This is a genomic window from Rhizobium sp. 10N414 (genome assembly GCF_056394785.1).
In genome coordinates this window covers 1-14,575 of the sequence record NZ_JBFTIN010000074.1, presented here as the reverse complement: position 1 = coordinate 14,575, position 14,575 = coordinate 1, and the positions used below count along the sequence as shown (strand labels likewise).

Annotated in this window: 13 protein-coding genes and 1 pseudogene; 12 read left to right on the top strand and 2 right to left on the bottom strand. The window is 59.7% G+C overall.

Going from position 1 to position 14,575, the window contains the following annotated elements; all coding sequences use genetic code 11:
* Positions 1-148, top strand: a pseudogene (locus AC1DE4_RS31070) (IS5/IS1182 family transposase); the annotation flags it as partial.
* A gap of 140 nt (positions 149-288) precedes the next feature.
* Here the strand turns inward: AC1DE4_RS31070 and AC1DE4_RS31065 are convergent.
* On the bottom strand, positions 289-1,074 hold the full coding sequence (locus AC1DE4_RS31065; RefSeq protein WP_477884681.1) for a creatininase: 786 nt from the start codon (positions 1,072-1,074) through the stop codon (positions 289-291).
* 99 nt (positions 1,075-1,173) lie between these two features.
* Between AC1DE4_RS31065 and AC1DE4_RS31060 the strand changes: the two genes are divergently transcribed.
* The 11 genes from AC1DE4_RS31060 to AC1DE4_RS31010 all read left to right on the top strand — a co-directional run bounded on the left by AC1DE4_RS31060 (position 1,174) and on the right by AC1DE4_RS31010 (position 13,774).
* On the top strand, positions 1,174-2,088 hold the full coding sequence (locus AC1DE4_RS31060) for a LysR substrate-binding domain-containing protein (protein WP_192241248.1): 915 nt from the start codon (positions 1,174-1,176) through the stop codon (positions 2,086-2,088).
* An 89-nt stretch (positions 2,089-2,177) separates the two neighbouring features.
* Positions 2,178-3,308 carry an extracellular solute-binding protein gene (locus AC1DE4_RS31055; protein ID WP_477884680.1) on the top strand — a complete coding sequence of 377 codons (1,131 nt, stop codon included), beginning with the start codon at positions 2,178-2,180 and terminating at the stop codon, positions 3,306-3,308.
* 104 nt (positions 3,309-3,412) lie between these two features.
* On the top strand, positions 3,413-4,258 hold the full coding sequence (locus AC1DE4_RS31050; RefSeq protein WP_477884679.1) for an ABC transporter permease: 846 nt from the start codon (positions 3,413-3,415) through the stop codon (positions 4,256-4,258).
* A complete protein-coding gene (locus tag AC1DE4_RS31045) occupies positions 4,255-5,082 on the top strand; it encodes an ABC transporter permease (RefSeq protein ID WP_192241251.1) in 828 nt (275 codons plus the stop codon). Before AC1DE4_RS31050 ends, AC1DE4_RS31045 begins: the two co-directional genes overlap by 4 nt.
* Positions 5,079-6,176, top strand: coding sequence for an ABC transporter ATP-binding protein (locus AC1DE4_RS31040; RefSeq protein WP_477884678.1), 1,098 nt, complete (start codon positions 5,079-5,081; stop codon positions 6,174-6,176). The genes AC1DE4_RS31045 and AC1DE4_RS31040 overlap by 4 nt, the downstream gene beginning before the upstream one ends.
* A gap of 368 nt (positions 6,177-6,544) precedes the next feature.
* A complete protein-coding gene (locus AC1DE4_RS31035) occupies positions 6,545-7,531 on the top strand; it encodes a BMP family protein (protein ID WP_018860273.1) in 987 nt (328 codons plus the stop codon).
* Between the two features lie 11 nt (positions 7,532-7,542).
* Positions 7,543-8,967 carry an amidase gene (locus AC1DE4_RS31030; protein ID WP_477884677.1) on the top strand — a complete coding sequence of 475 codons (1,425 nt, stop codon included), beginning with the start codon at positions 7,543-7,545 and terminating at the stop codon, positions 8,965-8,967.
* Positions 8,964-10,490 carry an ABC transporter ATP-binding protein gene (locus AC1DE4_RS31025; protein WP_112665392.1) on the top strand — a complete coding sequence of 509 codons (1,527 nt, stop codon included), beginning with the start codon at positions 8,964-8,966 and terminating at the stop codon, positions 10,488-10,490. Before AC1DE4_RS31030 ends, AC1DE4_RS31025 begins: the two co-directional genes overlap by 4 nt.
* Positions 10,480-11,529 carry an ABC transporter permease gene (locus tag AC1DE4_RS31020; protein WP_018860270.1) on the top strand — a complete coding sequence of 350 codons (1,050 nt, stop codon included), beginning with the start codon at positions 10,480-10,482 and terminating at the stop codon, positions 11,527-11,529. Before AC1DE4_RS31025 ends, AC1DE4_RS31020 begins: the two co-directional genes overlap by 11 nt.
* On the top strand, positions 11,526-12,467 hold the full coding sequence (locus AC1DE4_RS31015; RefSeq protein WP_477884676.1) for an ABC transporter permease: 942 nt from the start codon (positions 11,526-11,528) through the stop codon (positions 12,465-12,467). Before AC1DE4_RS31020 ends, AC1DE4_RS31015 begins: the two co-directional genes overlap by 4 nt.
* Before the next feature lie 11 nt (positions 12,468-12,478).
* Positions 12,479-13,774: an amidohydrolase family protein gene (locus tag AC1DE4_RS31010; protein ID WP_477884675.1), complete on the top strand. Its 1,296-nt coding sequence runs from the start codon at positions 12,479-12,481 to the stop codon at positions 13,772-13,774.
* Positions 13,775-13,965: 191 nt separating this feature from the next.
* On the opposite strand, the gene AC1DE4_RS31005 is transcribed toward AC1DE4_RS31010, so the two are convergent.
* A partial coding sequence (locus AC1DE4_RS31005) for a LysR family substrate-binding domain-containing protein (RefSeq protein WP_477884674.1) occupies positions 13,966-14,575 on the bottom strand: 610 nt, incomplete at its 5' end.

Here is a 14,575-nt window from a genome sequence, read left to right as displayed (position 1 = left end):
CGATGCCAAGCAGCTTCACGGGCATCGCTATGCCCGCTTTCGAAGTCTCACCCGCGTCGCATGCCAGTGCCTGCTGGCTGCAGCCGCCCAAAACATCAAGAAGATCGCCATGGCGCTCACCAAGCCACCCAGACCAGCCATGGCATGAGGGCCAGAGGCCGCCAACTTCGCCCCGCCTCAGAACCCAACTAAAACAACCAACGTCCAAAAAACAAACCCGCCGAAAATATCGACGGGTTTGTCAGCAGTCTGAAGTGGCGGGATAACCCGCCACTTTTCTCGTTTCTGTCAGGATGCTGAGGCAAACTCGGCTTGCAGCGCCTTCGCAATGCCTTCGACGCAGACCTGCAGCAGTATCTCACCCTTCTCGGCGGTCGCTTCCTTCGGGGAGGAAAGCGTACCGCACTCAGGTGTCCACTCAGGCTTGGCGGGATAGACATCATAGGGTGGAAAACTTGCCGGCGCATGGTCGATCGCCCGCTCGAGCGAAACCTGCTGCGGATAAAGCGCAAGCATGAGGGAAGTCTCAAGTACGCCGCCATGCTCCAGATCCCAGCCCGCAAAGCCATTCGGGTAAAGACGCGCAATCGTCGCCTTGTCGACGAAGTCCCAGTAGGAAAGAACCACGATTTTCATGGTCTCGACTCCACCCCATCTCAATTCGCGCAGGGCAAGATCGATGCCCTCAATGATGAACCAGGAATTCTCGAAATGGCCGTTGACCAGGCATATGGACCGTACGCCATGACGCGCAAATTCCTTGATGACGTCCCGCAGGGCAGCCACCAGCGTAGCGCCATCAAGGCTCGTCGTGCCGGGAAGGTGATTGCCGCCGCCGGATTTCTGGTGCGACTTGTAGCCGTAGGTGAAAGGCGGAGCCACAAGGGCTCCGGTCATGCCTGCTACGCGACGGGCGAATTCGACCGGCAGGAGCACATCGACGTTCATCGGCATATGATGGCCATGCTGTTCCATGGAGCCGATAGGGATCAGGATTGGCACCGATCCGTCCCGCACAAGGGCATCATAATCGGGCCAGGAAAGTTCTGCGGCAAATACGGTCTGTTGAGACATGAAACAGCTCCTCACATGGGTCGGAAGCTTTGATTTGATCCTCGTCCCTTGATATGGGAAATTTATAATCGTCATCGCCACATAAGGAATGCAAATCCGATGGGCAATATCACGAACTTCCAGACAGACCTGTTGCGGACGTTTGTCTCGGTGGTTGATCTTGGTGCCTACACCAAGGCCGGTGATGCGTTGGGCCGCACGCAGCCAGCAATCTCCTTGCAGATGCGCCGCCTGGAAGAGTTGGTTGGAGCTTCGCTATTGAAGCAGGTCGGTCGCGCGCTTGTGCTGACCTCGGAGGGCGAGATGCTGTTAAGCTACGCCCGCGAGATCCTGCGCCTGAACGACGAAGCTGCTTCCTATTTCAACCGGTCGAAAATAGCAGGCGTGTTGCGCGTGGGTCTGCCGAACGATTATGCCGTTGCATTCCTGCAAGGCGTCATTACCGAATATACCTCCCAGCACCCCGAAATTTCCCTCGAGCTGCATTGTGGCTGGAGCGCGGAAATCCTCGAACGGTTGAATGCCGACGATCTTGATATCGTCGTTGCCATGGCCAACAGCGAGCACACACAATATCTATCGCGGTCATGGATCGAGCGCCCGATATGGGCTGCCGCCGAAAACGGAAACCTGGACACGGTCAAGGGTATACCGCTCGCCGCCCATCCGGAGGGTTGTGCCTATCGCGCCCGCATGATCCAGGCACTCGATGCCGCCAAGGTGCGCTGGCGAATTGCCTATACCGGCCCCGGTATTGCCGGCCTCCAGAATGCTGTTGTCAATGGGCTCGGTGTCAGCGCGCTCACGCGCTACACGATGCTGCCCGGCATGCGCGCCTTGACGCAGGAGGACGGTTTCCCGCCTCTTGCCGAGATCCGGGTCGGATTATTTTACAAGCATCCGCGCCTGTCGGATGCCGGTATTCGCCTGGTCAATCATGTGATCGCCCGGCTTGACGAAGCCGGCGTGTCCGGCGACCCGACACGGCGTCATGTCGAGCTTGACCGCCAATAAGCATTCCAAATGCGGAAATTATTTTAATTAATTTTCCAAATGCATCGGCGCTGCATAGCCTTTTGCCAACAACAGCAAAGGGGAATGCAATGACCAACACCAGTTCTGAAAGATCAACCCGGCGTCAGTTTCTCAAGGCCACAGGTGCTCTGGGGGGCGCCATGCTTGCCACCCCCTTGCTGAGCCGCCGCGCCTTCGCCGCACCGACAGAAATCACCATGCTCGCCTGGTACGGTCATGCCGAGCCTGACGTGGTCGCGGACTTCGAAGCCGAGCATAATGTCAAGTTCAAGCCGAAATATTACACCGGCGGCGACAACATGCTGGGCCTGATTGCCCAGTCACCACCCGGCACTTTCGACATCATCCTGTCCGACGCGGAATATGTCCAGCAGCTCAATGCCGCCGGCTATATCGAGGCGCTCGATCCGAAAGACTATCCCTTCGACGACTACTTCCCAGAGTTCCAGAAATTTGCCGGCCACTGGCAGGACGGAACGCTCTATTCGGTCTTCACGCGATTTGGCTTCCTCGGTGTCGCCTACAATACCGAGGCCATCACCGAGAAGGAGGCGATGACCTACAACGTCTTCTGGAACGAGAAGCTGAAGGGCAAGGTTGGTCATTTCGACTGGCATCTGCCGAACCTCGGCGAAATCAGCCTGCTCAATGGCAACGCTGCCCCATTCGACATCGATGCGACAGCATTCGAGAAACTGAGAGAGAAAACCATAACGTTGCGACCGCAGATTGGCGGTTTCTTCGACTACGGCGGTACGTTCTCTTCGCTGCAAAACGGCCAGATGCTGGCAATGGCCGGTATCGGCGACTGGATCACCGGTACGCTCGAGAAGAATGGCGCAAAGGTCCGCAGCGTCATCCCCGCCGAAGGTGGACTTCAATGGACCGAATCCTTCTCGATCGGAAGGGGATCGTCAAAGGCGGATATAGCAAAGAAGTGGATCCAGTACATCACCTCGGCAAAGGGCCAGGTGAAGTCTGCAAACATGGCAGCCTACCCGGCGCTCATTCCCAACCAAAAGGGGTGGGAACTGCTCGCAAAGGAAACGCCCGAGGAAGCCAAGCGCCAAGGCATGCTCCTTAATGAAAGCAATGTGATGGACCTCATCCGCTCCGGCCGCATCCACTATCGCCAGCTTCCGATACAGCAAGGCCTGGAAGACTGGAACGACTTCTGGTCGGACTACAAGGGCGCATGAGACCTTCCGTCGCCGCGGCCTTGGCAACAAGCGTTACGCCTGTTGCCGAGCCAGACCACGCCACGAAGCGGCCGGCGGTTTCGTCTCGTTCGGGAACCCTAAGAATGCGGAAATCGATCACGCTTTACGGGCTCACCTTTTCGGTGCCGCTCCTTGTCTGGCAACTGGCCTTCTTCCTGGCGCCGCTTATCTTCCTCATGGCGCTCAGCTTCTGGACCGTGCGCAACTTTCGCATGGAGCCAGCCTTCGTCTTCACCAACTGGACCTATGTCCTTAGCCGTGGTGTCTTCTGGGAGGCCTATCTCAGGACCCTCGGTCTTGCCGCAACAGCGGCGGCGATCACCAGCGCAATTGCGTTCCCATGTGCCTATGCCGTCGCGTTCAAGCTGTCGGAACATGCGCGGCGCCGCATCGTCTTCTTGATGGTGCTGCCATTCTTCACCAGCTACCTCGTGCGGATCTATTCCTGGCAGATATTCCTGTCTGACAACGGCATCTTCAATGCCCTGTTTGCCAAGGCAGGTATCGGACCATTCGGAATGCTCAATTCCGTGTTTGGCCAGCTCGTCGGGTATCTCACGCTCAGCTTGCCGCTGGTCATTCTGCTGCAACTGTTCAGCCTGGTCTTTGTCGACAGGACGTTGATCGAGGCGGCGCATAACCTTCGCTGCGGCCGCTTGCGCACTGTTGTCGAAGTCGTTATTCCGGCTGCCAAGGTCGGCCTGGTCATTGCAGCGCTGTTCTGCTTCATCCTTACGTTTGGCGACTTTGTAAGCCCCCTCTATCTCGGTGGCGGCGATCCGCCAACACTGTCCATCCTGATCACGGACACCACGAAATCCGGTCAACAATGGCCGCGTGCAGCAGTCATCGCGCTTGTCATGATCGCGACCCTTCTCGCTGTTGCCTTTGCCGCCGTTCGTTTTGCCTATCGGGAGCGCGGGCAATGAACCACAATCGCAACCTGGCGATCGACCTGGCCCTGCAGGCCTATATCGTGCTGGCCCTCGCTTTCATTTTCGCGCCTATCGCCGCAAGCTTTGTCTTTTCCTTCAATGTCGACCGGTTTCCCTCGCTTCCGCTCGGAGGATTCTCGACCGTCTGGTACAAAGCAGTGGCTGCCGACCCGCTCGTCTTTGAAGGCTTGCGCAATACCCTTATCGTCGGCATCGCCGTCTCATGTACTTCGACGCTCCTCGGCTTCGGTGCAGCCTATACTGATTTCCGCTACCGGTTCTTTGGCAAGACGATCTATGTCGCCCTGGCGCTGCTGCCCCCGACGATTCCGGTCGTTATCCTTGGACTTGCGATGCTGGCCTTTCTTTCAAACGTCGAGCTCTCAGGGGCCATTCATTCGGTCATCATTGCGCACGTGGTCATGTGTGCACCGTTTGCGATGGCAATCACCCGCTTGCGGCTTTCACAGATGGACCCGTCGCTGGAAGCAGCCGCATGGAACCTCGGTGCGTCGGAATGGCAGGCAATGCGCAATGTGATCATCCCGTTCTGCAAGCCGGCAATCTTTGCCTCTCTCATGATCACCATGGCCGTGTCCTTTGACGAGTTTGCGGTATCATGGTTCGTGTCCGGTCTCAACGAGACCCTGCCGGTGAAAGTGCTCGGCTTTTTGCAGGGACAAGTCAGCCCGCGCATCAACGTCATCGGCACCTTCGTCTTCCTTGCCTCAATCACATTGGTGATCGTCGCTCAGGCCCTTCTCATGACGCGAGGCAACCCACCATCCTCGATCAACAATGGAGCCCGGCAGTCATGACAGAGCAGCCCCTGGTCGCTTTCGACGGAGTTACGAAACGCTACGGCAATTTTACCGCCGTCAGCCCAATCCACCTCGAGATCAACAAGGGGGAGTTTCTGGCCATCATGGGCTCCTCGGGTTGCGGCAAGACGACGACACTGCGCATGCTCGCGGGTCTGGAAACACCGAGCGATGGCGAAATCCGGCTTGCCGGCAAACGCATCAACGAGCTGCCGACATGGCAACGCGACACGCCGATGGTGTGGCAGAGCCTGGCGCTCTTTCCCTTCCTCACGGTCCGGGAAAACATCGAGTTCAGCCTGCGGATGCGCGACGTCGCGAAAGAAGAGCGCCGAGAACGCGTCGAGAAGTGGCTGGAGCGAATGCAGATCTCGGAGTTAGCCGACCGGAATGTCGCCCACCTTTCCGGCGGCCAGCGTCAACGCGTGGCGCTTGCCCGCTCGCTGGTCACCGAACCAGAGATCCTGCTGCTCGACGAGCCGCTCTCGGCGCTTGACGCCCACCTCAAGGTCCGGATGCAAACAGTGCTCGCCAACCTGCAGCGTGAGCTCGGGATCACCTTCGTCTATGTCACCCACAGCCAGTCGGAAGCCTTCTCCATGGCCGACCGTGTCGTGATCATGAGCCGCGGCAAGATCGAACAGACAGGCACGCCGCAAGAGATTTACCGGACACCTCGCACGCGCTTCGTGGCAGAGTTTCTCGGTTCGTCCAACATCTTCCCCGGCAAGGTGACTGCTGCCGCTGCAGGCGCCATGAAGATCGCGACGCCTGTTGGCGAATTTCGTGTTGCCGATACCCCTGCCCGGCAATTGTCTGCCGGAGACAAGGCGACGTTTGCGATCTCCAGCGACTGTATTCAGCTGACCCCGGAGCGGCCTTCCGTTGAGTGGAACTGTCTCGAGGCTTCCGTCGTCGGCGAGGAATTCGTCGGCGCCACCGCCGTGGTTCATCTGGAAGCTTCTGGTCATATCGAAATCAAGGCACAAAAGAGCCACGAGGAATTGGATCGCCTCAAGCTCGAGCCTGGCGGGCGGATCTGGGTGTCATGGCGTCCAGAGGCATCACATATCCTTCCCGGCGAGACGTGAGCATCATCATCCCATCGCCCGTTAGCTTCTGAGCACGCCCGCGACATCATGGGCCGATCGGGGGCGCTGAAGACGCGACGCGGAGCCGGCACGCAGGACAACTTGCTCCTTTGCATTCAGTTCATCGACGACCCTTCCGGCCCGGTAAGCGTCGCGGCGGCAAGTCACCTCGTCTGTGGGTCCAACAGCTGGCTCCGCAACGAAAACCCCAGGCGCATCAGCAGCACTGAAACCGCCAGCCCGACGGCAACACACGATGTTGCCGTCGGCGATTGGCTATGCCCATTTTTTAAACCCGGACCTCGCTTGACACTTTTTTAGCCCCTCCATATGGTTTTGAACCAAACGGTAAAAAAAGGGGAACAATCATGACAAAAGACCTTCTCATGTCACGTCGCGCGCTCATGGCCTCGGGCATTGCCCTGGGCGTCAGCGGGTTGGCGCCGATCGCCCGCGCCGCCGCCCCATTGAAGGTGGCAGGCATCCATGCCTCGCCTGTCGAAAACGCCTGGAATTCCTGTCTTCACAAGGCCTTGCAGGACGCCGCCAAGGAAGGCGTGATTGAATATGTATTTTCAGAAGGCGTTTCCGGGACCGACTATCCCCGCGCCATGCGCGAATATGCCGAACAAGGAAACAAGCTGATCATCGGCGAAGCCTATGCTGTCGAAAAGGAAGCGCGCCAGGTGGCTGCCGATTACCCCGACACGGCCTTCGTTCTTGGATCGAGTGGCAAGGAAGAAGGCAGCAATTTCGGCGTCTTCGGCACCTGGAATTACGACGGCGCCTATCTCGCGGGAATGTTGGCAGGCAAGATGACCAAGTCGAACGTGGTCGGCTCCGTTGGTGCCATGCCTATTCCCGAGGTCAACATGCTGATCAACGCCTTCGCCGAAGGTGTCAAATCGGTCAATCCTGACTGCAAGCATCTCGTTGCCTTTATTGGGACGTTCTTCGATCCGCCGAAGGCGCGCGAGGCGGGCCTTGCCCAGATCGATGCTGGTGCGGACATCCTGTTTGGCGAGCGCATCGGCACCGCCGATGCAGCCAAGGAACGCAAGATCAAGGCTGTCGGATCACTGATAGACTATACCCCGCGCTATCCCGACACGGTCTTTGCGAATGCCCTCTGGGGATTCCGGCCCATTCTGAATGCGGCGATTGCCGATGTGGCTGCGGGCAAGCCAGTCGGCCGCAACTACACGGCCTTCGGCCTGATGAAGGAAGGCGGAAGCGACATCGTCTTTGTGAAGGGCGTGGCACCGGCAGACGCGGAAGCGGCCATGGAAGCCAAGCGCGCAGACATCAAGGCCGGCAAGTTTGAGGTGCCGCAGAACATGGAACAGCCCAAGTAATTCGGCCGACCATGCCCGGCAAACGGCCAGTAGACGCCACCGACGTTTCGGAACTGATCCGTTCCGGCCAACTGACCTCAACGGAGGCGATGCGGCTGTCCCTGGCCGCTGCCACCCGCCTTTCCAGTCTTGGTGCCATCACTCATCTTGACGCGACCATGGGGATGGCGGCAGCCCAGGCGGCCGACGACGAGTGTCGGTCGGCCCCGATCCGTTTTACTGCGCGTGCGTTTGGTGGGGTGCCGACGCTTGCCAAGGATCTTGGCGGTCCGTTCAAGGGACTGCCGGTTGCAGCCGGTTCACGTCTTTTCAAGCGAGACTCCGGCGATGCGGATTCCGAGCTTGCGGCGCGGTTCCGCGCGGCCGGCTTTTGCCTGTTTGGGCTGACCACGAGTCCCGAATTCGGGCTGTCGCTCGCAAGTGAGCCAACGATCGGTCCGGTCTGTCGAAATCCGCATGACCGATCGCGAACTGCTGGCGGTTCATCGGGTGGTGCCGCCGCAGCTGTTGCCGCCGGCATCGTTTCAACAGCACATGCGACCGACGCTGGCGGTTCCATCCGGGTTCCCGCCGCCTGCTGCGGCCTGGTTGGCCTGAAGCCCAGCCGTGGCGCCATGCCAGCGGGTCCTTCGTTCGGTAATCATCTCGGTGGCATCGCGAGCGAATTCGTCGTGACGCGCTCGGTCCGGGACACCGAGCTCGCTCTCACAGCGTTGAGCGGTAAAGCGCGCGGCCCTTTTCCAGATGTGTCCATGACAGCCCCCCCTTCGTCGCGTCTGAAGATCGGTCTCTTGACGGATACCGGCGTGCGGTTTCCAACCGCCGCTGACCGGCTGGATGCTGTCGAGGCGGCGGCCACTGCGCTCGAGATCGACGGCCACGAGATCGTCCGTCTACGGTGGAGTGAGCTTGAAACCACCGTAGGAGACAGCGCGCGCGTTTTCGAGGACATAGTCGCCGTCAACCTGTTCAACCTGGTCCAGGACCTTGCCCTCGACATGGCAATGGCTGAGCGCCTGACACAGGCAGTCGCCGAACAGGGCAGCGCGATGCCTGCCGCCGCCCTTTGGGCATCGCTGAACAAGGCTGTTCTCGTCAGCCATCATATGTGGGCCCTGTTCGACAGGGTTGATTGCGTTCTGTCCCCAATGCTGTCGTCGGCACCACTTGCGGTCGGGTCGTTCCCATCGGATCATGCCGACACCGAGCTGCATTTCGAACGCATGGCTGCCTTCGCGCCGCTCGCGCCACTCGCCAATGTCTCGGGAGTCCCTGCCTTGACGCTTCCTTTCGGATCAGATGCCGCCGGCCTGCCGCTACCGATCCAGCTGATGGCGCCAATCGGCCGCGATCTGCAGCTCCTGTCGCTTGCCTTCAGACTGGAAGCCGAAGGAAGGTGGCAACATCCCTTCCCAATTGCGGAATCGGCTGCATGACCACCGTGCTCGACATCTCCCGTGTCTCAAAGCGGTTCGGCGACAACCTTGCCAACGACGACATTTCGCTGTCGCTGAAGGAAGGAGAAATTATCGCACTTCTTGGCGAGAATGGCGCCGGCAAGACGACATTGATGAGCATTCTTTTTGGCCACTATGTGCCAGACACCGGCCGGATAGTGATCCATGGCCGTGAGCTGCCGCCGGGGAGGCCCCGCGAGGCAATCCGGGCTGGCGTTGGCATGGTGCACCAGCATTTCTCGCTCGCGCCAAATCTCACGGTCATCGAGAACATCATGACCGGAACGCAGAAACTCTGGGCGTTGCGCTCGAGTACAAATGCCGCGCGCAGGAAGCTCCTTTCTATTTCGGATCGTTTCGGCCTCAAGGTCGATCCTGACGAGCGCCTCGGTGATCTTTCGGTCGGGGAACAACAACGGGTCGAGCTGCTCAAGGCGCTTTTCAACGATGCTCGAATCCTGATCCTCGACGAACCCACCGCCGTTCTCACCAATATCGAGGCCGAAAGGCTGTTCTCGACGTTGAAGGAGATGGCCCGTCAGGGATTGTCGGTGATCTTCATCTCCCACAAGCTGGATGAGGTCATGGCCGCGGCCGACCGGATTGTCGTGCTGCGCGGCGGCAGGATGGTCGCCGAGCGTCTTCAGTCGGAAACCAGCAAGGCCGAACTCGCTGAACTGATGGTGGGCCACCGGGTCAGCCGCCCCGTTCGCGAACCATCGACACCCGGCGCGGTTGTCCTCAAAGGCGTTGGCATCACCTCCAGAGTTGGCGGGGTTGACAGGCTGAAGAGCATCAACTTCCAACTCAGCGAAGGCGAGGTGCTCGGGATCATCGGCGTTTCCGGCAACGGCCAGGCGCCCTTGGCAGCCTTGTTGTCCGGCGTGCTGTCCCGCACGGCGGGTGACCTCATCCTGTTCGGAAAAAATGTCGGCAATCTCGACGTTGCGGACGTCGTAGCAGCTGACATCGGCCGCATTCCCGAAGACCGAAACAAGGAAGGGGCGATCGGCGAAATGGCGATATGGGAAAACGTCGTGCTCGAGCGTCTTCCTGCTTTCTCCCGGGCTGGAATGGTGGACCGCAAGGCAGGCATGACGTTTGCCCGGGAGATCATCGATGCCTTTGACGTGAGAGGTGGTGCGCCGCGCAGCCGTACCCGCCTCCTGTCGGGTGGGAACATGCAAAAGCTCATCCTCGGCAGGAATCTGCAGCAGCGTCCCCGTATTTTGATCGCCGCCCAGCCGGCACGCGGTCTCGACGAGGGCGCAGTTGCCGCCGTCCACGCCCGGATCCTTGAAGCCCGCAGGCAGGGTACTGCGGTGTTGTTGATCTCCGAGGATCTTGATGAAGTGATCGCGCTTGCTGACCGCATCCAGGCGATTGTTGGTGGCAGGCTGTCACCACCGGTCGACGCGGGAGACGTCGATGCACGCCGCCTGGGCCTGATGATGGCGGGCGACTGGAGTGAGACACCTACGGAGATCAGACATGCGCCTTGAACGCCGCGAGCATCGGCCGGTCTATCTCCTGGTCGGTTCGCCGATCGCTGCCGTCGTCTCAGCACTTCTGCTTGCCGGCATTCTGATCGCAATCGCCGGCGCGCCGGTCCTGGAAGCCTATCGGCGCATCCTGATTGGCGCCTTCGGCTCACGTCTCTCGGCGACCGAGACCTTGACCCGGGCGACGCCCCTTATCCTGACCGGTCTTGCCGCCGCGACGGCCTTTCGGGCGAGGCTTTGGAATATCGGTGCGGAAGGCCAGTTCTACGTCGGCGCTATCGCAGTCGCCGCCTGCGGCTCCAACATGCTGGCAGGCCTGCCGGGCCCGATCCTCATTCCCGCCTTGCTATTGATCGGTGCTGTTGCGGGCATGGTACTGATCCTCATCCCGCTGTGGCTCAGACTGCGCTTCTCTGTTGATGAGGTGGTGACCAGCCTCCTGATCAACTTCATCGCGCTGCTTTTTGTCTCCATGCTGATCAACGGTGTGCTGAAGGATCCAATGGCCTTTGGGTGGCCGCAGTCGCAGTCAGTGGTCGACCATGCCATGCTGCCGAAGCTGGTTGCGCGCTCGCGGCTCCATATCGGCCTCCTGATTGCGATCGTCCTTGCTGTCATCATCCATTTCCTGCAGACGAGGACGGTCTTTGGCATGCAGTCACGCGCTGCTGGCCTCAGTCCGCAGGGTGCAGCGTTTGCCGGCGTTCCGCTGACACGGACCCTGGTCAAGGTTGCCTGCCTTTCCGGGGGCCTTGCGGGACTTGCCGGCGCAATCGAGGTCCTCGGCGTCAAGGGCTACGTCACCACGGATCTGTCTCCTGGCTTCGGCTATTCAGGAATCGTCGTCGCGATGCTCGCCAACCTGAACCCGCTCGGCGTCGTGCTGGCGGCACTGTTCACGGCAACCATGTTCGTCGGTGCCGACGGCATGAGCCGCAGCCTCGCCATACCAACCTACATCGCTGATGTAACGGTAGCGCTGTCGCTCCTGACGATGCTCGTTGCCCTGTTCTTCACCCAATACAGGATCCGGCGATGAACGTTATTGTCGACATCATCTCATCGGCGGGCCTGTGGGCGGCGATCCTTCGAATTGCCACTCCTCTGATCTTTGGCACTCTTGGCGCACTTCTGTGCGAACGAGCCGGCGTTCTCAACCTCGGCATCGAGGGCATCATGACCTTCGGCGCGATGATCGGCTGGCTTGCGGTCTATCATGGCGCTGACCTTTGGACCGGTCTCTTTGTGGCTGCGCTGGCAGGCATGGTGTTTGGTTTCCTGCACGCCGCGATGACCGTTACGCTCGGCCTGTCCCAGCATGTCTCAGGTCTTGGCGTGACCCTGTTTGCCTCAAGCTTCAGTTACTATGTGTTCCGTCTGATCGTCCCCGTGGCCGGCACACCGCCAACGATCGTCCCCTTCCAGCCAATCAGCATCCCTGGCCTTTCCACCGTGCCATTTGTTGGACCGGCCTTTTTCACGCAGACAGCACCCACCTATCTCGCCATCCTCATTGCGCTCCTTCTTGCCTACGTCGTCTTTYGCACGCCGCTTGGTCTTGCAATTCGCATGACCGGCGAAAACCCGCATGCGGCAGAGGCTCAGGGCGTCGATCCGATCCGGATACGCTATGGTGCGGTGATCGTCGGCAGCGCGTTGATGGGCATGGGCGGCGCGTTCCTGACGCTGTCAGCCTTCAACAGCTTCTTCCCGACCATGGTCCAGGGTCGCGGGTGGATCTGCATTGCGCTCGTCGTCTTTGCATCCTGGAGACCCGGGCGTGCGCTTTTCGGAGCGCTGCTCTTTGCCTTCTTCGACGCTTTCCAGCTTCGCCTGCAGACCGTCGTCCAGGGTATCCCCTATCAGATCTTTCTGATGACGCCTTATGTCCTGTCGATCCTGGCGCTAGCCGTCATGGCCCGCCGCGCGCGCGTTCCTCAGGCCCTGATGCAATCCTATCGCCGTGGCGAACGATAAAAGGAGACCCAATGTTCGAACTGATCATCAGGAAAGCGAACCTCCCCGATGGCCGCACCGGGATCGACATTGCAGTGGAGAACGGAAAGATTGCTGCCGTCGAGCATCAGATCCAGGCCTCTGCCGGCACGGAAATCGATGCAACGGGCCGGCTGGTAACGCCTCCCTTCGTCGATCCCCATTTTCATATGGATGCCACGCTGTCACTCGGCCTGCCGCGAATGAACATCTCCGGCACGCTGCTGGAAGGCATCTCACTCTGGGGCGAGCTTCGTCCGTCATTGACACAGGAGGCGCTGGTCGATCGCGCCCTGCGCTACTGCGACCTTGCCGTAAGCCAGGGCCTTCTTTCCATCAGAAGCCACGTCGATACGTCCGATCCACGTCTGGTAACCGCCGAGGCTCTGATCGAGGTTCGAAAACGGGTAAAGCCCTACATCGACTTGCAACTCGTTGCCTTTCCGCAGGATGGCTATTACCGGGCGGAAGCCGGCGTCGAGTCGCTGAACCGTGCCCTCGACATGGGGATCGACATTGTCGGCGGTATTCCGCACTTCGAGCGAACGATGGAAGACGGCCGCGCGTCTGTCGAGGCGCTGTGCAGGATCGCCGCTGATCGTGGACTTCCGGTCGACATGCATTGCGACGAGACGGACGATCCGATGTCGCGTCACATTGAAACGCTGGCCGCCCAGACTGTGCGTTTCGGCCTTCAGGGACGTGTTGCCGGTTCCCACCTTACCTCGATGCATTCGATGGACAACTACTATGTCTCAAAGCTCATCCCGCTGATGGCCGAGGCCGAAATCAATGTCATCCCCAATCCCCTGATCAACATCATGCTACAGGGCAGGCACGATACATATCCCAAGCGCCGCGGCATGACACGTGTGCGTGAACTGATGGATGCCGGGCTTAACGTCTCCTTCGGGCACGACTGCGTGATGGATCCCTGGTATTCGATGGGCTCGGGCGACATGCTGGAAGTCGGACATATGGCGATCCATGTCGCGCAGATGGCCGGCATCGCTGACAAGAAAAAGATCTTCGACGCCCTTACGCTGAACTCTGCAAAGACGATGGGTCTTGAAGGTTATGGCATGACGAAAGGCTGCAACGCGGACTTTGTTGTCCTACAGGCGGCCGACCCGATTGAGGCATTACGGCTCAAGCCCACCAGGCTTTGGGTCATCCGCCGGGGCAAGATTATCGCTCAATCAAAGCCACGGATCGCCGAGTTGTCTCTCGATGGCCGGCCCACAACGATCGACAGCGGTCGCGATTACGTCCCGATGACGTCCTCATGAGGCCCGAAATGTGCTCGTCCCTCGCGCCGGGGCCAACTCGATAATCACGCAAGCAACCGCCGACAATTCCTCTAGAGCCAGGACAGAGCGCTACCGCTCTTTCCGCTCGTTCTGCGGCCAAGTCGCGCCGCTTCGGGTCGATAAAATCTCGATTGCGCAGCTTTGCGGTTGCGAAGTCGCGGAGAGTGCAATTACCGCCCTGCCCTTGCCAGCGAACGTGCGATGTCGACGATATCGTCTCGGCCAGCGGTTGGATCTTCTTTGTTCCACGCGATGCCAAGCCCGATCCTAAAGTCGATCCCGCTTACCTTCTTCAGCTCGAAGCCGCGATTGGGAAGATCAAGCGTCCATTCCGGTGCAAAGCCGATGCCAAGCCCGGCAGAGACCAGCGACACCAGCGCATAGGTGTCATCGCAGCTGAAGGCAATGTTGGCGGTGAGGTCGTATTCCGCAAACTTCTCATTGAAGTAGCGTTCGGTGAACGACAGGTTCTGTCGGTTGAAGGCGATGATCTTCTGAGTGCGCAGATCGTCGATGCTGATCTCCTCCCTGGCTGCCAGCGGGTTGGCATGGCCAACCGCCAGGTAGTAGCGCTCATGCGCAAGCGAGACGAAGCGCAAGCAGCCGATGTTTTCCACCGGGCGGATGAAGCCCAGATTGAGCTGGCCAGTCTCCAGGCCGCGGATGATCTCGCCGGTATTGCCAGACGCGATATGGATGCGGACATCGGGATACTTGCGGGCGATCTTGGCAAGGAAGGTTGGCAGCATGCCCATGGTGGCCGGGTAGATGCTGCCGATC

What these genes read in the sequence shown, in the direction of transcription:
- AC1DE4_RS31040 (WP_477884678.1), top strand. Translation starts at nt 5,079, where the DNA reads ATGACAGAGCAGCCCCTGGTCGCTTTCGACGGAGTTACGAAACGCTAC.
- AC1DE4_RS31020 (WP_018860270.1), top strand. Translation starts at nt 10,480, where the DNA reads ATGCGCCTTGAACGCCGCGAGCATCGGCCGGTCTATCTCCTGGTCGGT.
- AC1DE4_RS31030 (WP_477884677.1), top strand. Translation starts at nt 7,543, where the DNA reads ATGCCCGGCAAACGGCCAGTAGACGCCACCGACGTTTCGGAACTGATC.
- AC1DE4_RS31050 (WP_477884679.1), top strand. Translation starts at nt 3,413, where the DNA reads ATGCGGAAATCGATCACGCTTTACGGGCTCACCTTTTCGGTGCCGCTC.
- AC1DE4_RS31010 (WP_477884675.1), top strand. Translation starts at nt 12,479, where the DNA reads ATGTTCGAACTGATCATCAGGAAAGCGAACCTCCCCGATGGCCGCACC.
- AC1DE4_RS31060 (WP_192241248.1), top strand. Translation starts at nt 1,174, where the DNA reads ATGGGCAATATCACGAACTTCCAGACAGACCTGTTGCGGACGTTTGTC.
- AC1DE4_RS31065 (WP_477884681.1), bottom strand. Translation starts at nt 1,074, where the DNA reads ATGTCTCAACAGACCGTATTTGCCGCAGAACTTTCCTGGCCCGATTAT.
- AC1DE4_RS31055 (WP_477884680.1), top strand. Translation starts at nt 2,178, where the DNA reads ATGACCAACACCAGTTCTGAAAGATCAACCCGGCGTCAGTTTCTCAAG.
- AC1DE4_RS31025 (WP_112665392.1), top strand. Translation starts at nt 8,964, where the DNA reads ATGACCACCGTGCTCGACATCTCCCGTGTCTCAAAGCGGTTCGGCGAC.
- AC1DE4_RS31035 (WP_018860273.1), top strand. Translation starts at nt 6,545, where the DNA reads ATGACAAAAGACCTTCTCATGTCACGTCGCGCGCTCATGGCCTCGGGC.
- AC1DE4_RS31045 (WP_192241251.1), top strand. Translation starts at nt 4,255, where the DNA reads ATGAACCACAATCGCAACCTGGCGATCGACCTGGCCCTGCAGGCCTAT.